This is a genomic window from Neobacillus canaveralius (assembly GCF_047237705.1).
Taxonomy (GTDB): domain Bacteria; phylum Bacillota; class Bacilli; order Bacillales; family Cytobacillaceae; genus Neobacillus; species Neobacillus niacini_K.
Genome location: NZ_JBDFLL010000001.1, coordinates 1,971,865 through 1,988,457, shown reverse-complemented (window position 1 = coordinate 1,988,457; position 16,593 = coordinate 1,971,865). Strand labels below are relative to the sequence as shown.

The following is a 16,593-nucleotide window of genomic DNA, read 5'->3' as shown; positions in this document are numbered from 1 at the left end:
TAAAAAGACTCTCCTCATAAGGAGAGTCGATACCATTAACATTATTGACATTAATAACGTTCTGTAAGCCATGTTCTGTTCCATAGTACTGCAAACGGCGTTACACGCCTCGTACTTAGGTGGTAATCATCTATCTACAGATTCAAGTGAATCTGTCCTTCTCCTCGTTCAATTCCTCAGAGAAAGTGCCCCTACCATTATTTGGGTTTCTCGCTCGTGGGGTTTACCGCGTTCCACCCTTTTCATTTCTGAAAAGGCTCCGTCACTGTGGCACTTTTATAGGTATTCATACCATATCCTACTGGACTTAGGTATTTTCCCGGCCGTCAACCAAGCCAAAGGCTCAGGCTGCCCTAGCTTATGAATTGGCTAGGCACGAACACTACGAGCATCTCAGCTCGTGCGAGCATGGACTTTCCTCTACAATAGAGCAATTGCTCCTTGCAGCGATCACCCGAACGTTATTAATGATACTTTCTTATTATATGCATTTGTGTTTTATTAATCAATGGTTTTAATTAGGAAATCAAGGCACTATCTGTTAATCGTATAGTTTATTGCCAAAAACATGCTTTTCAAGATTCGATAAACGCTTCAAGATATCAAAGTTCGTCGTCCCTGCAGGCTGTGTTACTGGCTGTCTTCTAGATGTTTCTTCCAGCTGTTTACGCAAGCGGATATTTTCCTGCTGCAGATCCTCAAGTTCCTGTTGGAACATTTCATAGTCCTTAATAATCAAGTCTAGATACTTATCAACATCTTCTTGTTTATAGCCTCGGACTCCGGTCTTAAATTCTTTTTCTAAAATATCCTTAGCGGTTAATTTCACTTTATCGGACACCATTCAATTCCACCTCTAGTCATTCGCCAATCATTAATCATTACCTATTATTTTTTCAAAAATTAGCCGTTTTGTCAATTTTTCTTTCTTATCCTATTTAATCGATAGTAATTAGGTGCATATCATTAAAAATCCAAACGTTTTAGTTCTTCTTCTTCTACAATTACTTGTAAATCATAAAATGTGACTAGCTGGATAGGATATGAATGCTTGTTTTGATATTGTACTGCCATTTCGTATATGTATTTTGGGCTTCCTTCTTTCTCTTGGTCATATAAAAGGAGCAGTGCGTCGCTTTTTTCAATAATGAATTGATTTTTCAAACGAAACTGCCAAGGTTTTTCATATCCCTTTTTCGTTACTGAGTCGATGAAATCTGCTTGAGCAAGAATAGATTTATACCATTGACTGTTGTTTTCACTCCATGAAGCTTCCTGTTCTAGAAATGGGGTGATTACAGCCAATTTCACATTAGAAAAATCTGCTTGTAGATCAAAAACAACTTCAGCAGCCCAAAGCTCCACACCCAGTTGTCCGCTGATTAAGACCCACTCTAATCCAGCCTCCATCATTGGAATTAACTCTTTCTTTAACGCTGCTTTAATAAACATAACAGCAGGATGGTCATTTTTGAAAATTCCTAATTCATAGGGTTTGTAGCCTGATATGGCTAAAACTTTAATCAAGGTTATTCTCCTTATTTGGCACCAGATGAGCGCCATCTTTTTTATAAACATATCAAAATAAAAATAAAAAACAAGGGCAGATTTGCCCTTGTTAGTAATGTTATCACCTGAAACGACGCGGACGAGGGAATTGACCCGGTGCCATGCCTGGTCCCATTCCTTGACCCATACCTGGTCCCATCATGCCTGGTCCCATTCCTTGACCCATACCCGGTCCCATCATGCCTGGTCCCATTCCTTGACCCATACCCGGTCCCATCATGCCTGGTCCCATTCCTTGACCCATACCCGGTCCCATCATGCCTGGTCCCATATTAGGTGGCATGTTGTTCCCTGGAGGTAAAGCATTGCTCTGAGCTCCAGCAACAGCCGTTGGTGCAGATGCCGGCATAGGACCTGGACAACAGTTAATGTGCTGGTTACAACACTCCTCAGCGCAAGAAGCTGTAGTTGGACAATAGTGTTTATGCTGGAACATGTGATGATTAATAGTTGTTATATGTTTTGGATGAATATGCGGAACCACGGTTGTTGAAAAGGTGTGGTTCACGAATTGTTGAGTCGGATGAATGACTGGCGGCGCAAAATTAGTTCCAAGATACAATATAAGCTCTCCCTTCAAAATTATATTCTGTTTACATTAACAGCCTATGATAGAAGGGAATTTCTTGTACTAATGAAAATACCTATTTTTCATATATCTATTTAAGATTAACTTCACTTAGACAACTGTCTAGCTCAAGCGCACAGGGATAAATGTCTAAATCTGAACGAATGTCGCTTTTACTTTTATAGCATCGAATATAAGTTATCTTTTAAGCTTGAAAAAAGAACTGCAGTCAAACAAACAACAACAAAAAATAAATACAAGATTGCTTTATACATAGTATCTACCCCATTATTGTTTTATAGTCATTTTTTACTCACAGTTTAATATTTTACATGTTTCAACTATAAGAAACAATATGGGAAATCGAATATTTCAGTTATTAAATGTGAAATTTTTGTTACAAATAATCGAGAGTTGACGAGTGTTGGTTTTACCTGGGATATTTAGCGAATTTCCCCTCTAATCGAGTTAGTCTTATTTCAAGCTGCTGCTTTACTTTTTGTATTGGAATATTGACATCCTCCACTATTTCCAAAGCCTTTAGGCAATAATCCAAGGCAAGCTGATAATCTTTTATTTTATGCTCATATATTTTAGCAGCTTCAATGCATGCTTCGATACTCAACGTGGAATTATCGGCGTCCGCGACTTCAATAAATAATGGTAAACTATTTTTCCAGTTTTGTTCTTTTTTAGATTGATAAGCTAATGCAAGCTTAGCTTGTAAAGATGTAAAATCGCTGCCTTCTACAAGCTTCGTCAAAACCTTTCTTGCTTCATCCTTTTCACCGAGTGAAGCATACCAACGTCCGACTTCAAATGATTCTTTCCTTGTTTGGTTGTTGTCTATTCCACACAGTTGAAAGGTTAGGTGGGTATATAAGGTAACAAGCGATAATATATCGATTTCATTGTGCTTTATGATTCCAAGCATTCCATCAGGCTGTTTACTTTCAATGAAATCAAAATAAATCATCGGAGCCAAATAACCTGGGATATCATCATGCCGTTCTATCCCCAGGACATCTTTTTCAACAACTGCTAGCTTTAAACGGTCCAATTTATGTTTCCAAAGTCTTCTTGCTGCATGAAATAAATCAAAGTGACCAAAAGCAGGAAGCTTAGGTACATGATCCCTTACAAGGGTATGCCTGGTTTTTACTTGCGGCCAATCAAAGGACTTTCCATTATAAGTGACTAATGTTTTATAGTTTATATTCTCCAGAAAACTTTGGTATAACGGAACCTCTGCACCTGGATGAGGGAGAATATGCTGTCTCAAAACGAGATTTTCACCGATTACACTCGCATAACCAAGTAAAAAAATCGTATTTCCTACTCCACCCCCAAGACCTGTTGTTTCTGTATCAAAAAAGAATAATTCTTCCGCAGAATGACCTTCGGCTGATAAAGGATGACTAATAGGCTGCTTATTCCAAATATCAACAGCTGCAAGAAAATCATGAAAATGGTAATGACCATGCTTTTGTGACAAAGGATATTTTACTTCACGAATTAGACAGTAATCCCGATCTAAAAAATACGGGGACACATTTTCACTTTCCCATTTAGGAAGGAATGGTATCTCGATCCTTGCAGATTCAGAAGGAGGAATTGTATTTTTTTCTGATGCTCCTACTGAAATATGCGGTTTTAGACGATTTAATTTATTTTTCAATGACATTTCAGCACTTTCCTCGTTTTAATTGGAAGGATTTATAAAAGCTTCGATTATTTTTAATGTATCTCTTTTTGCGGTCTCACCGACTGAGTCTGTTCCAATACATGATGGACATCCCGTTTGACATTTACAGTTATCAATCATCTTTTTCGTTTCCGAAAATACCACTGACATTCCAGAATGAATCTTCTCACTTAAACCAATGCCGCCAGGATAACGGTCATAGAAGAAAATAGTCGGCTTTTCGTTATGATCAGCTTTAACCTGTGGAATCACATGGATATCTTGTGGATCTGCCATGACAAATAATGGTGCAATATGATTTAATGCATGCGCCGTTCCAACAAGCCCCTGCTCTAATCGCTCTTGTCCCATTTCTGAAAAAGACTTATTTAACGAAATCCAGGCCGCACTCGTATGGAGCTCTTCTTCGGGAAGATGAATAGGACCAGAACCGATATTTTCATGAGTCTCAAATTTAATTTTCTTAAAGATGGTCGCCATTGCCCGGACGCTCACATCCCCATAGCCAACTTCTGCATACTCTAACTGATTCAGCTTGTCCTCATCCAATACCTTTAGTTGAACTGCTAAATTAGCATCTGTGAAGTAATCAACATCTACTTCCCGGACAAATGCCTTCTTTTCTTCCCAATCAAGCTTCTCCACTTGAAATTGGGTTCCTTGATGCAGATAGACGGCTTCATCATGGAGAAGAGTCATAGCAGAGAACCGGTCCATTTCCCCTATTACCCTCGCATTAGCGACATTTGATTGATCCACAATGATAACATTTTCCTGAGAAGCGGAGCGCAAACTAATATTATGGGCAGGGAACGAATCATTCATCCAATACCATTTATCACCGTTCTGGTATAAAATCCGTTCCTCTGTCAGATATTCCAGCAAATCCTCTGTTCCAACGTTCCCAAACTGTTCACCAGCTTTAAACGGCAGCTCAAAAGCTGCACATTTCATATGGTCAATTAAAATTATTAGGTTATCTGGATTAATCCTTGCTGTCTCTGGGCTTTTATTAAAAAAGTACTCAGGGTTCTGGATAATATATTGATCGAGCGGACTGGAACTTGCAACCATAATGACAAGGGCTTCCCCATGCCTTCTTCCTGCTCTCCCTGCCTGCTGCCAAGCGCTGGAAATCGTTCCAGGATAACCAGTCATAATGCATACCTGCAGTTGACCAATATCCACTCCTAACTCAAGTGCATTGGTACTTACTACTCCATAAATATCCCCGGAGCGAAGTCCTTTTTCAATTTTTCTTCGTTCGGTTGGCAAATAACCTCCGCGATATCCCATAATCGATTTAGGTCCTAATTGATTTTTAACCAATTCTTGCAGATAGGTTAAAATAATCTCTACTCGAACTCTGCTTCGGGCAAAAACAATGGTTTGAATCTTGTTTTTTAACAATTCACCCGCAATTTTCCTAACCTCAAGTGTTGCACTTCTTCTTATGTTTAAGGGCTTATTTACTATTGGTGGATTATAAAAAAGAAAGTGTTTGTTTCCACTTGGGGCACCATTATTATCAATTAGGATCATTTTTTCTTCTGTGAGGTTTTCAGCAAGCTCAAGCGGATTTGCTATCGTGGCAGACGTACAAATAAAGACCGGATTGCTGCCATAGTAACGACAAATCCGTTTTAACCGGCGAATGACGTTGGCCACGTGGCTCCCAAAGACGCCTCGATACGTATGAAGCTCATCTATCACGACAAATTTGAGATTCTCAAAGAGTGAAACCCATTTTGTATGATGAGGCAGGATGGCTGAATGGAGCATATCTGGATTGGTAATGACTACATGTCCAGCTTTCCGGACCTTTTGACGAATGTTTGCTGGCGTATCGCCGTCATAGGTGTAACTATTAATATCAATTCCTGCAGCCTGAATGATTTCATTTATTTCACTCTTCTGGTCCTGTGCCAGTGCTTTTGTAGGAAACATATAAAGTGCCCTTGCGTTCGGGTTGGATAAAATACTTTGTAAAACGGGCAGGTTATAGCAAAGTGTTTTCCCAGAAGCAGTAGGCGTCACTGCCACAACACTATTACCGGCCATAATATTTTCGTATGCAGTTTTTTGGTGTGTATACAGCTTTTCAATTCCTTTACTATTCAGTGAATCTCTTAATGCCGTATGAAGATTATCTGGAAGGGACACGGTTTGAGCTTCTTTGGCTTCGAGTGTTTTCCAGGTAACAATATTTTCTTTAAAACTGTCATTTATTTTTAAATCTGCAAGGATTTCTTGCAGGTTTTTTTTCAATTTCATAGGATCACCTCGTTACTACCATTATAGCGAATAAACGTTCGCAGAAAAAGCTTGTTAATTAATATTTATTTGTCTGTTACAATAGTATAAGGTATTTTATTTCGTCTGTGGAGGTATAGCATGAGAATTGAAGATATAAAGAAGGTGCTTTCTGAGTTCATGCTTTTTAAGGAATTAGATGACTATGAATTAACGAAAATTGCCAACATTTCCATTGCAAGGGAATGGAAAAAGCAAAGTCATGTTTTTCTTCAAGGTGACCCTTTAGAGAATGTTTATTTCATTTATGATGGGAAAATCAAAGTATACAAAAGTGATATTCACGGAAAAGAACAAATTGTCGCCATGATGAAAAAGGGTGAAATGTTTCCACACGTTGGATTCTTTAGAAAAGGCAGTTACCCAGCTTACGCCGAGGTTCTTGAACCATCAACACTGATTGCTGTCCCTATTTCAAAATTTGAAGGTGTTCTCATTGAATATCCTCAACTAAGTATTAAGGTATTTAAGGTACTGGGTGAAAAAATCGTGGATTTGCAAAACCGGCTGGAAGAACAAATTCTTAACAATACATATGAGCAAATAATCAAACTCCTTATCAGACTTGGGCAAAAGCATGGAAAGGAATTAGAGGATGGTACGATTCTACTTCAGTCTGAGTTTACCAACCGTGATTTGGCCAGTATGATTGGAACTACTCGAGAAACCATCAGTAGAACGCTGACAAAAATGAAGAAGGACGAGCTAATCGAAGTCGATGATCGCGGTAATATGATCATAGATATAGATGTCCTGCTAACAGAAATTAATTTAATATAAAAACAAACCGCAGCCATTTTGATGCTGCGGTTTTTTCTATCTATACTTCTGAAAGCTGCAGCATGTCTGCCATGTCTTCTTGTGCAGTTCCAATTAGCTTTAAATTAAAGGTGTTTTGAAGAACTTGTAAGACTCCTTCAGAGATAAATTCAGGCGCTTTAGGCCCAATGCGAATATCTTGGATCCCTAGGCTGAATAGTCCTAATAGGATGGCTACTGCTTTTTGTTCAAACCAGGAAAGAACAATACTCACAGGCAGTTCATTAATTTCGCAGCCGAAAGCATCAGCAAGTGCCATCGCAATCTTAACCGTAGAACCTGAATTATTACATTGTCCTAAGTCAATATAACGCGGGATGTCTGTTCCAGGAACTACACCATAGTCAACATCGTTGAAGCGGAATTTACCACATGACGTTGTTAATATTACTGTTTCAGGAGGTAAAGAAGTTGCTAGTTCACGATAATACTCCCCTCCCTTTCCAGGTGCGTCACAGCCGGCAATGACAAAGAATCGCTTTATCTTTCCAGCCTTCACAGCCTCAATCACTTCTGGTGCTAAGCCAAGCACAGTTTCATGATGGAAACCAGTTAGCAAGGTTTCGTCTGAATGGATATCCGCTTCTGGAAGCTCAAGTGCTCTCTCGATTAATGGAGAAAAATCATCATGAATGATTTTTTGTACATTTTCAAGACCTGCTACTTCATAACTGAACATCCTATCTGCATATGTACCTTTTATTGGCATCACACAGTTGGTGGTGGCCAAAATCGCACCAGGGAATTTTTCAAAAAGACGTCGTTGGTCATACCATGCTTTGCCGATATTACCTTTTAAATGAGGATACTTCCTTAACGCTGGGTACCCATGTGCTGGCAGCATTTCTGAATGTGTATAAATATTAATGCCTTTTCCTTCTGTCTGCTTAAGTAATTCCTCAAGTGCAAATAAGTTATGACCGGAAACCACAATAGATTTTCCTTCAATTTTGTTCTGGCTAACACGAATTGGCTCAGGTATGCCAAGACGCTTTGTATGTGCCTCATCTAGCATTTCCATTACACGTACAGTAGCCTGCCCTACTTTCATTGCCATTTCGATATGTTCTTGCACATTAAAATTAGAATTGGTTAATGTCATATAAAGTGCTTCTTGTGTCGTTGTATCAACAAATGAATCGGTATATCCTAGTTGATTAGCATGTGTTCTATAGGCTGCAATACCTTTTAAACCGTAGATAATCGTATCCTGCAAGCTTGAAATCGTTTCATCTTTCCCACAAACACCAACGACTGTACAGCCTCCAACAGGAGTTTGTTCACATTGATTACAGAACATTCTGTTCCCCCGCTTTCTCGTAAATTACTTTCTCATGATACAAATATTAGAAAATTTTTCATGTGACATTTATCACTAAAAATGGATTTGTAATAAAAGGTTCATAAATTTATCGCAAACTTAAAACGCTGCACAAACAATAGCCTAATGCATATGATATGGTGAGAAAATACGGAAAGTGAGGGAAAGTTTGATGTCTTCCATGCCTCCAAGTGACCAAAACAACCATAAGAAGGTTAAACCTGAGCAATTTCGTGATTTTTTTAGAACGATGAATGACTTTATTCATGAAAAACCCGTAAAGGGATTTCTACAATCTATCGATGAATTTTTTAATAGTCCGTTTCCAAGTGGCGCTTTACCTATAGAGGTTCGGGAAACAGAGGATGAATACATTATCACAGCTGAGCTTCCGGGGATTAAAAAGGATCAAATACGTCTTAATGTCTTACCGAATCATATAAGTATTTCAGTTGAAAATAAAGAAATGGAAACAAGAGAAGATCTAAACAATCATTTTTTCCAAAAAAGGGTTTCACAACAAAGACTTTCACGGACCATTCCCTTACCTATGACCATTAATGAAAAATTGGTTAAGGCTACTTATCGGGATGGATTACTAACGATTCGAATTCCACAAGTTAGAGGAAAAACGATTAATATAGAGGACTAAAGAGGCAAATATAAAAAATCAATCCATAAATTTTTCGACAAATACCCAAAACGAAAGACGGCTTTCTGCCGTCTTTCGTTTGTTTATGCTTTAAATATTCCTCCAAGTCCTTTTACAAGTGAGGATACCTGTGTTACTGCACTTACTACCTGCCCCGCTGTATTCACCATCTTATTAACGTCGACTGTCCCGTCCTGAGATTTAAAAGAATTCATAATTGATTGAATTCCCCCAGGCTGCTTTATCATTGCATTGGGTTTTGGATACGGGTTCATCACACTGTATCCGTTCATTTGCGGCATATACTGATTTGGCGGCATTTCCTCCTTGGGCTGCAAAGGATTTTGAAATAAAAATTGCGCATTTTTAGGAGGATAATGCCCCGTTGGATGGGGCATTTGCGCAAGACTGCCACCAGGCTGATAGGTCGTATCATAGGGTTGATATGGCGATTGATAGTTCTGCTGAAAGTAAGGGTCCTGTTGTTGTTGTTGTTGATATGGGTACCATTCCATGCTTTGTACTTGGTAATGATATGGCTGATTACGAGGAACAGGTTGAAAATTGGCTGGATAATATCCCATGTTCCTGTAATTCATTTGCCCCGAGTATCCATGATTTATATAATAATTTGAGCTATTTCTACCGTACATGGGCAAACATCTCCTCCGCATTTTCACTACTACACATTATGTAGCAAGGAAGTGAGGGGTGCATATTTCTAAATAGATTTCAATGTCAAAATGTCGAGAAATTTGTCTAAAGTTTAAATATTTTAAAAACTAGGAATCCTTTTTTTTCGTGTTACTATAAAAAAAAGATGAAGGAGGAATTACATATGGACATTCGCTCACTTAAAGGCAAATTTAATCAAAGTCGGGATTACAGCACTGATGATGTAAACACATTAATGGATTTTGCTAAAAAGGCTTATATTCACAACGAGATTAACATTAAAGAATATCGCCTTCTTGTACGTGAGCTTGAAGCTCTAGGCGCTGTGATTCCTGACGATTATAAGGAAGACTCCCTCATCGAAAAATCATAATAAATAAAATACAGTCAGACAAGCCCATTAGAGATGCAACCAAGCATCTCTTTTATTTTTCTAATTCTTTTACAATTTCTAACAGGAAAAATTCAACTGTCCGATTTGCATTTAAAAATCTTGATCGGCTTGTTTTCGGGAAAAATGCCTGTATGGATAATTGATCAATATGATCTAAAGTCGTATCGATTTGTTTAAGATGGAGATGTTTCTGCGGATTAATTACTAACCAGCTTTTCATTAATACAGCCCATTCTTGGGCCACTTTCTTAACCTCGTTAGCAAAGGGCTTAATCACTTCATGAAAATCATGGATGGTCCCTTTCTCACGAGCTTCTTCATAGTAATTCATAAATGAATGGTTATAGTTAAGCAGCCTTTTGGTTAACTCAAGTATTTCTTCAGACATCGACCATTATTCCTTTCTAACTAACAAAATAAAAAGCAGCTTTTTAAAGCTACTCAATTTTAATCTTATTCATATTCTATCGGTAACCAAAAGCCCATTTCAAGTTTTAGTGCTTTTGTAACTGAATTGTTTTGTTCAACATTTGCCTCACTTGTTGTTGAATTTATTTTATCTATTTCTTCTTCAAGCTTAGAGAGCCTTTGTACAGGTGCCGATAATTTATTTAGCTCTTCATTATTCATTTGAGTGCGAAGGTCTGAGAAAGATGCTTCCAGAACTATCTCCAATTCTTCTAATTGATCATGTATTTCTGTCAGCATAGAAAGCAGCTTTTCCTTTTCAGGCAATGACGAATTCATCAAATTAAGAACCTCCTCGCGATTATATACTAGGTATTATTCGCTTTCTTTTGAGGGCTTCCTCCCCCTCTGACAAAACTAGAAGAGATTCGGCAAAGAAAGTGCCAATTTAGCAATTATTACCTTCCTATTCGACACTAGCTCTTTTCGCATGAAAAAAGGAAAAATCGAACAAGCTAAAAATGGAGGTGTTGATAATGTCAAAAAAGAAGCAAAACAAAAAATCCGGAGCAACACAAGTAGAAAATAAAGTTGGCTACGGTGATAAAAAACTCGAAGGACCAAATCGTCCTGCAGAATAAAATAAGAAGTAAACAAAGCAAGGCATTTCGCCTTGCTTTTATATTTTCTTTACATCTGCCGCTCTATGTAACGCTAGCATTAAATCAAGCTGATTTGATTTTTCAAAGTACCAGTCTGTTAAGTGAATAGGGTGACGATGTCTTGCTGTAAAATGCAGCCATGAAGGGGAAATCACCTTATTTTTGCTCCAATCCTCATAGTCATAATGTTTGTGCTCTATGATCGGAAAGGTTGCTCTTAATATCGGTGTCTTTCGGTTTGTTGTAGTCTTAAAATATTGTTCGTAATCATAACGAGATCCAGTATGCGGCGTTATATCGGCAAATTCGAAAAATAACGGGAATAGACGCGGTTGGGTCAAAATTCTTGCCAGCCTCTTTCCAAGATTAATTCGTTTAGAAAGTGACTTAAAGCCATTAACACTTGCACCGTATAATTCTCCGCCACATGTAGGAAATAGGACGCAGCTGAAATGCAGCCAATCTTGTATATTAAAAATCCAAGACTGGAAAACCCTCTTTTTATATACTGGATGCTCGATAACAGGTTTATGAATAACATTTTGCTCATTGATTATCAATGCGGTGGTAAGTCGTTCACGATCTCCTTCTCTCCAGTACCTCTCCCACTCTTTTTGAATAAATTCAGAACATTTAAAGTATGGAAGCAGATGAAACATTGGACGCTTTATTTTCGTCGAATATTGATAGACCAATAATTGGGGGTAAACGTCGTGGAAAATCAACCAATTGGCTCGTTCAAATGTAAGAAATAAGTCTTTCCTAGTTTTAGGCTCTAACATTTCTCGAAAGACATGTCCCTCCAGATCACACATATTCCAACCGCCATTCCTTGATACCATGCTTGCAAGGAATGACCAAATAATATCGGTATTTTTTTTGAAATAACCGAAATAGGCATCCGTCCTTGAAATATTATCAAGATTCTTTTTATTCGTTTCAGCTTTAATTTGACTGATGGTCTCAATCTCATGTATTGTAAGATGATTCATATTCACCATCTACTTTCAAATAGGTAATAGTTTTTGAGAATTAGTGATTTATGAAAAAAGAATCATGCTTTTTCTCGAGAGTCACGGTACATTATTTTTATTAGCGTGTGTTTACCAGATAATTTTATACACCCCATAATCACGGAGATTTGATATGATAAGTAGTAGCTTGAGAGGTGCTTATCATGAATTTTAATTATCCTAACGGAAAAATGTATATTCCAAAAGGAACCGAAACAGAAACCAAAGTAAAGAAACAAAGTAATCATTCCTATAGTAATAGAGGAATGACCCTTGAAGATGATTTGAACGAAACGAATGAATATTACCGAGAGAGAAAAATTGCTGTCATTCATAAAAAACCTACACCTGTTCAGATTGTTCAAGTGGATTATCCTAAAAGAAGTGCGGCTGTTATTAAAGAAGCATATTTCAAACAAGCTTCGACCACAGACTATAACGGGGTATATAAAGGTAAGTATATTGATTTTGAAGCAAAGGAAACGGCAAATCCAACCTCGTTTCCACTGAAAAATTTTCATCAGCACCAAATCGATCATATGCAGGAAGTGGTCTCGCAAGGTGGTATCTGTTTTGTTATTCTCCGATTTTCAAAGCAGGAACAAGTTTTTTTAATGCAAGCCAAACACTTGTTGTCCTTTTGGGATAGAATGAAAAACGGGGGAAGAAAATCCATAACAAAGGAAGAAATCGAGCAAATAGGAATACTAATTCCTCTTGGATTTCAACCCAGAATTGACTATATTAAAATAATAGAAACACTTTTTCATTTTTAGATTTAGTGAAAATGGTTGAAGTATGAAAGGAAGGAAATTTATCATGGCAGAATCGAGAGAGGAGCGCCGTAAAAAACTCCAACATTCCAAAGGAAAACAAAAGGCGAAGAAAAAACCTAGCGGGATCGTTAAAAAGATTCTTCTAGTCCTTGTAGCACTTGGAATTATTGGTATCTTGGCTGGCGTTGGAACTTTTGCTTATTTAGTAAAGGATACTCCTAAACTTGATCCGAAATTATTAAAAGACCCCATCTCCTCTAAAGTTTTAGATAAAGATGGCGAGCTGATTGCAGAAGTTGGTTCAGTAAACCGTGAATATGTAAACTACAAGGATATACCCAAACTTATTGAAGATGCCGTTTTAGCGGTGGAGGATGTTCGATTTTATAAACACCATGGTTTGGACCCTATCCGCTTGGCTGGTGCTGTTGTTGCAAATTTCCGTGAAGGATTTGGTTCTGAAGGCGCAAGTACGATTACCCAGCAGGTTATTAAAAATTCATTTTTGACTCCTGAAAAAACCATCAAGCGAAAGGTTCAGGAGGCATGGATGGCCTATCAGCTTGAACAAAAGTATACAAAGCACCAGATCTTTGAAATGTATGTGAACAAGGTCTTTGTATCTGAAAACAGCCATGGACTTGCGACGGCTGCAAAGATTTATTATGGGAAACCGTTAAGTGAGCTTACCCTGCCAGAAGCTGCACAGCTTGCTGGGATGCCGCAAAGTCCAAATAATTACAATCCATTTGACCATCCTGATTTAGCAGAAAAAAGACGTAATATTGTATTAACGTTAATGGAACAACATGGATATATCACTAAAGAGCAAATGGAAGAAGCAAAAAGTGTTCCTGTAACAGCCTCAATAGTAAAAGAAGAGGAAAGAGAACGAGATGAGAAGCCGTTTGATTCATTTGTTGATGCGGTTATAGATGAAGTGGAGGATCAAGGTGACTTTGATATCTTCTCTGATGGGTTAACCATTCATACTACCCTTGATCAAAACGCACAAATGCAAGTGAATACCATTCTTAATACAGATGAAGTAATCAACTATCCCGATGCTGAATTTCAAGCAGGTATAGCTCTCATTGACACAAAAACAGGTGAAATCCGCGCAATTGGCGGCGGACGTAACCAAGAAGTTAGCCGCGGATTTAACTACGCGATTGACACACAGCGTCAGCCTGGTTCGACTATTAAACCAGTTCTTGATTACGCCCCTGCTATAGAATACCTTAATTGGGGTACCTATCAGACAATTGATGATAAACCGATTAAGTATTCCACTGGTCAAGAATTTGGCAACTGGGATAACAAATATATGGGAGCCATATCAATGCGTACTGCCCTGCAGTATTCAAGAAATACTCCTGCGGTTCAAGCTCTTCAGCAGGTTGGTTTAGAAAAGGCTAAAGAATTTGCAATTAACCTAGGCATTCCGTTAAAGGAAATTTATGAGTCCTATGCTATAGGCGGCTTTGGCGGTAAAACGGTAGGAGTTTCCCCTCTGCAAATGGCCGGAGCCTATAGTGCTTTCGGAAATAACGGAATGTATACAAAACCTTTTGCAGTGAAAAAAATTGTCCTCAGGGATGGTACAGTCCTTGACACGGCCCCAGAATCAAAGCTTGTTATGAAGGATTCTACTGCTTTCATGACTACAGATATGTTAAAAAGCGTACTTGTTTCTCCTGGTACTGGTACGACAGCAAGAGTTCCAGGACTGCAGGTTGCAGGGAAAACAGGTACCACCAACTATACTGAGGATGAAATGAAAAAATGGAATATTACTGACAGCAGGGCCGTTCCTGATGCATGGTTTACAGGTTACACAACCAACTATACTGCATCCGTATGGACAGGATATTCCAATCGAAGTACTCCGATTCAACAAGGTGCCGACCAAAAAATCGCACAATTAATCTTTAAGAATCTCATGGAATATGTATCAAAAGACATCAAGACATCTGACTTCCCTGTCCCGGACAGCGTGCAAAAGGTTAGAGTTGAAAAAGGTTCTAAACCACCTGCATTAGCAAGTGAATTTACTCCGGATAGTGAGGTCATTACAGAGTATGCCGTGAAAGGTCATGCACCGAAAACGGTCTCAGAGAAATACAACAAGATTGCTGCACCTAGCAATCCAAAAGCAGTCTATGATGCAGAAAAAAATAATGTAACCCTAACATGGGATTACAACAACCCAGAAAATGCAAATGTTCAATTTGAAATTACAGTTACTGATGGCATTGAACCAAACACATCAACTGTTACAGAAAGAGTGGTTACACTTCAGAATCCAACACCAGGGACCACGTATAGCATTACAATTACAGCTATTATAGACAGTAAGAGAAGCGATCCAGCCACAACCTCTGTACAAATACCTTTGCCTCAACAGGATGAAACGGATGAGGGTAACGGTAATGGCACTGGCAATGGCACTGGCAACGGTAATGGTAATGGCGAAGGAGACGGTACCGGTGATAGTGATGTACCTGTAACCACAGAGCCAGGAAATGGGAATGGTAACGGCAACGGTAATGGTAATGGTACCGGTAATGGAGAATAAAACTTTGCTAACAAAAAAGCGTCTAGCCCTTTTGGCTAAGACGCTTTTTTACGATATTTTTTTTAGCAAATAGTTTTTCTTGCTCCGTAAACAACTCGGAGAGCTGGCGGTAAGAATGAAATAAGCTGGGCCTCGAAAGTATATATGTTAATCTTTCTTCGAAATTAACAGGTTTTATCTCTAATTGATTTAAAGGAATAGGTTCCTTTGAATTAACTTGTCTATCATTTGAGCAATATAAAAATTGAATGAAATAGACAATCCCTTTCCTCATTAATTGAAGTGCGGACTGTTGATCTCGATTACGATAATGAATTTCAAGTTCAGATTTTACTCCGTCCCATTTTGATAATAAGAGAGAAATATTCTCTTCCGAAGCTTCTAAATCCAGTTCCTTTAGATAAGGGATGATTAGTTTATCCATTCACACTTCCCTCGCTTTCATTCTCTTTTTGCCTTCCCTGCACAGCTCTAATAAAGGACAGCTAGGGCATTGTGGATTTTGCGCTTTGCAATGATATCTTCCGAAGAAAATCAATCTATGGTGAGTAACAGACCATTCGTCCTTGGGCACTTTTTTCATTAATGTCTTTTCAACTTCTAATACGGAATCCTTCCAGCGGCATATTCCAAGGCGCTTACTTACTCTCTCTACATGTGTATCTACCGCGATAGCAGGAATATTAAATGCCACCGATACAACAACATTTGCCGTTTTTCTGCCAACACCAGAAAGTTTTGTTAATTCATCACGATCACGCGGTACTTCACCATCGTATTCAGCCAAAAGTAATCGGCACAAACTTTGGATATTTTTTGCTTTGTTTCTGTAGAGTCCAATAGAGCGTATATCATTTTGTAGTTCCTCTATTGGTACACTTAAATAATCCTCGGGTGTTTTGTATTTTTTAAATAATTCCTTGGTCACCTTATTGACGAGGACATCCGTACATTGAGCGGACAATGCCACAGCAATGACCAGCTCAAATGGATTTGAATGTACTAGCTCACAATGTGCATCAGGAAACATTTCGTCCATTTTATCTAGACAAAAACGTATCTGTGTATTGTTTAACAAAGAAATTCACCTAACTTTTGAAATAATTTTACTAATTTACAAATGGAAACAAACGAGAGAAA

General features: G+C 38.3%; 17 protein-coding genes and 1 other RNA gene. 5 read left to right on the top strand and 13 right to left on the bottom strand.

Annotated features, from left to right (window positions below; genetic code table 11):
• Nucleotides 1-59 precede the first annotated feature (59 nt).
• The 6 genes from rnpB to ABC255_RS10120 form a co-directional block, all read right to left on the bottom strand.
• An RNA gene (gene rnpB / locus ABC255_RS10145) (RNase P RNA component class B) lies at nucleotides 60-462 on the bottom strand.
• 79 nt (nucleotides 463-541) lie between these two features.
• Nucleotides 542-844 carry a cell division regulator GpsB gene (gene gpsB, locus ABC255_RS10140; RefSeq protein ID WP_412993211.1) on the bottom strand — a complete coding sequence of 101 codons (303 nt, stop codon included), beginning with the start codon at nucleotides 842-844 and terminating at the stop codon, nucleotides 542-544.
• 122 nt (nucleotides 845-966) lie between these two features.
• Nucleotides 967-1,524 carry an SLOG family protein gene (locus ABC255_RS10135; protein WP_412998524.1) on the bottom strand — a complete coding sequence of 186 codons (558 nt, stop codon included), beginning with the start codon at nucleotides 1,522-1,524 and terminating at the stop codon, nucleotides 967-969.
• 106 nt (nucleotides 1,525-1,630) lie between these two features.
• Nucleotides 1,631-2,131: a CotD family spore coat protein gene (locus ABC255_RS10130; protein ID WP_412993209.1), complete on the bottom strand. Its 501-nt coding sequence runs from the start codon at nucleotides 2,129-2,131 to the stop codon at nucleotides 1,631-1,633.
• Nucleotides 2,132-2,567: 436 nt separating this feature from the next.
• Complete coding sequence (locus ABC255_RS10125; protein ID WP_412993208.1) at nucleotides 2,568-3,821, bottom strand: ribonuclease H-like domain-containing protein; 1,254 nt, start codon at nucleotides 3,819-3,821, stop codon at nucleotides 2,568-2,570.
• Between the two features lie 18 nt (nucleotides 3,822-3,839).
• Nucleotides 3,840-6,116, bottom strand: coding sequence for a DEAD/DEAH box helicase (locus ABC255_RS10120; RefSeq protein ID WP_412993206.1), 2,277 nt, complete (start codon nucleotides 6,114-6,116; stop codon nucleotides 3,840-3,842).
• A 120-nt stretch (nucleotides 6,117-6,236) separates the two neighbouring features.
• Between ABC255_RS10120 and ABC255_RS10115 the strand changes: the two genes are divergently transcribed.
• On the top strand, nucleotides 6,237-6,935 hold the full coding sequence (locus ABC255_RS10115; RefSeq protein ID WP_412993205.1) for a Crp/Fnr family transcriptional regulator: 699 nt from the start codon (nucleotides 6,237-6,239) through the stop codon (nucleotides 6,933-6,935).
• Between the two features lie 40 nt (nucleotides 6,936-6,975).
• On the opposite strand, the gene hcp is transcribed toward ABC255_RS10115, so the two are convergent.
• Nucleotides 6,976-8,274 (bottom strand): hydroxylamine reductase, encoded by a 1,299-nt coding sequence (gene hcp / locus ABC255_RS10110; RefSeq protein WP_412993203.1) that lies wholly within the window; start codon nucleotides 8,272-8,274, stop codon nucleotides 6,976-6,978.
• A 193-nt stretch (nucleotides 8,275-8,467) separates the two neighbouring features.
• On the opposite strand from hcp, the gene ABC255_RS10105 reads away from it, so the two are divergent.
• Nucleotides 8,468-8,947 (top strand): Hsp20/alpha crystallin family protein, encoded by a 480-nt coding sequence (locus tag ABC255_RS10105; protein WP_412993201.1) that lies wholly within the window; start codon nucleotides 8,468-8,470, stop codon nucleotides 8,945-8,947.
• An 83-nt stretch (nucleotides 8,948-9,030) separates the two neighbouring features.
• Here ABC255_RS10105 and ABC255_RS10100 read toward each other — a convergent pair whose 3' ends face one another.
• A complete protein-coding gene (locus tag ABC255_RS10100) occupies nucleotides 9,031-9,600 on the bottom strand; it encodes a YppG family protein (protein ID WP_412993200.1) in 570 nt (189 codons plus the stop codon).
• 185 nt (nucleotides 9,601-9,785) lie between these two features.
• Here ABC255_RS10100 and yppF point away from each other — a divergent pair, with 185 nt between their 5' ends.
• On the top strand, nucleotides 9,786-9,995 hold the full coding sequence (yppF, locus tag ABC255_RS10095) for a YppF family protein (RefSeq protein WP_412993198.1): 210 nt from the start codon (nucleotides 9,786-9,788) through the stop codon (nucleotides 9,993-9,995).
• Nucleotides 9,996-10,047: 52 nt separating this feature from the next.
• Here the strand turns inward: yppF and ABC255_RS10090 are convergent, their stop codons facing one another.
• The 3 genes from ABC255_RS10090 to ABC255_RS10080 all read right to left on the bottom strand — a co-directional run bounded on the left by ABC255_RS10090 (nucleotide 10,048) and on the right by ABC255_RS10080 (nucleotide 12,078).
• Entirely contained in the window at nucleotides 10,048-10,404 is a 357-nt protein-coding gene (locus ABC255_RS10090) for a DUF1798 family protein (RefSeq protein WP_412993196.1), read from the bottom strand.
• A 65-nt stretch (nucleotides 10,405-10,469) separates the two neighbouring features.
• Complete coding sequence (locus tag ABC255_RS10085; protein ID WP_412993195.1) at nucleotides 10,470-10,766, bottom strand: hypothetical protein; 297 nt, start codon at nucleotides 10,764-10,766, stop codon at nucleotides 10,470-10,472.
• Between the two features lie 337 nt (nucleotides 10,767-11,103).
• Entirely contained in the window at nucleotides 11,104-12,078 is a 975-nt protein-coding gene (locus ABC255_RS10080; protein WP_412993194.1) for a DUF2515 family protein, read from the bottom strand.
• 185 nt (nucleotides 12,079-12,263) lie between these two features.
• Between ABC255_RS10080 and recU the strand changes: the two genes are divergently transcribed.
• Both recU and ABC255_RS10070 read left to right on the top strand, forming a co-directional pair.
• Complete coding sequence (recU, locus tag ABC255_RS10075; RefSeq protein ID WP_412993192.1) at nucleotides 12,264-12,875, top strand: Holliday junction resolvase RecU; 612 nt, start codon at nucleotides 12,264-12,266, stop codon at nucleotides 12,873-12,875.
• A 43-nt stretch (nucleotides 12,876-12,918) separates the two neighbouring features.
• Nucleotides 12,919-15,453: a PBP1A family penicillin-binding protein gene (locus ABC255_RS10070; RefSeq protein ID WP_412993191.1), complete on the top strand. Its 2,535-nt coding sequence runs from the start codon at nucleotides 12,919-12,921 to the stop codon at nucleotides 15,451-15,453.
• A gap of 22 nt (nucleotides 15,454-15,475) precedes the next feature.
• On the opposite strand, the gene ABC255_RS10065 is transcribed toward ABC255_RS10070, so the two are convergent.
• Both ABC255_RS10065 and nth read right to left on the bottom strand, forming a co-directional pair.
• Nucleotides 15,476-15,877, bottom strand: a complete 402-nt coding sequence (locus ABC255_RS10065; RefSeq protein WP_412993189.1) for a YpoC family protein — start codon at nucleotides 15,875-15,877, stop codon at nucleotides 15,476-15,478.
• Nucleotides 15,878-16,531, bottom strand: a complete 654-nt coding sequence (nth, locus tag ABC255_RS10060; protein WP_412993187.1) for an endonuclease III — start codon at nucleotides 16,529-16,531, stop codon at nucleotides 15,878-15,880.
• Nucleotides 16,532-16,593: the final 62 nt, after the last annotated feature.

Excerpts from the sequence above, each read along its gene's own strand:
- gpsB (WP_412993211.1), bottom strand. The coding sequence starts at position 844 with ATGGTGTCCGATAAAGTGAAATTAACCGCTAAGGATATTTTAGAAAAA.
- ABC255_RS10125 (WP_412993208.1), bottom strand. The coding sequence starts at position 3,821 with ATGTCATTGAAAAATAAATTAAATCGTCTAAAACCGCATATTTCAGTA.
- ABC255_RS10120 (WP_412993206.1), bottom strand. The coding sequence starts at position 6,116 with ATGAAATTGAAAAAAAACCTGCAAGAAATCCTTGCAGATTTAAAAATA.
- ABC255_RS10115 (WP_412993205.1), top strand. The coding sequence starts at position 6,237 with ATGAGAATTGAAGATATAAAGAAGGTGCTTTCTGAGTTCATGCTTTTT.
- hcp (WP_412993203.1), bottom strand. The coding sequence starts at position 8,274 with ATGTTCTGTAATCAATGTGAACAAACTCCTGTTGGAGGCTGTACAGTC.
- ABC255_RS10105 (WP_412993201.1), top strand. The coding sequence starts at position 8,468 with ATGTCTTCCATGCCTCCAAGTGACCAAAACAACCATAAGAAGGTTAAA.
- ABC255_RS10100 (WP_412993200.1), bottom strand. The coding sequence starts at position 9,600 with ATGTACGGTAGAAATAGCTCAAATTATTATATAAATCATGGATACTCG.
- yppF (WP_412993198.1), top strand. The coding sequence starts at position 9,786 with ATGGACATTCGCTCACTTAAAGGCAAATTTAATCAAAGTCGGGATTAC.
- ABC255_RS10090 (WP_412993196.1), bottom strand. The coding sequence starts at position 10,404 with ATGTCTGAAGAAATACTTGAGTTAACCAAAAGGCTGCTTAACTATAAC.
- ABC255_RS10080 (WP_412993194.1), bottom strand. The coding sequence starts at position 12,078 with ATGAATCATCTTACAATACATGAGATTGAGACCATCAGTCAAATTAAA.
- recU (WP_412993192.1), top strand. The coding sequence starts at position 12,264 with ATGAATTTTAATTATCCTAACGGAAAAATGTATATTCCAAAAGGAACC.
- ABC255_RS10070 (WP_412993191.1), top strand. The coding sequence starts at position 12,919 with ATGGCAGAATCGAGAGAGGAGCGCCGTAAAAAACTCCAACATTCCAAA.
- ABC255_RS10065 (WP_412993189.1), bottom strand. The coding sequence starts at position 15,877 with ATGGATAAACTAATCATCCCTTATCTAAAGGAACTGGATTTAGAAGCT.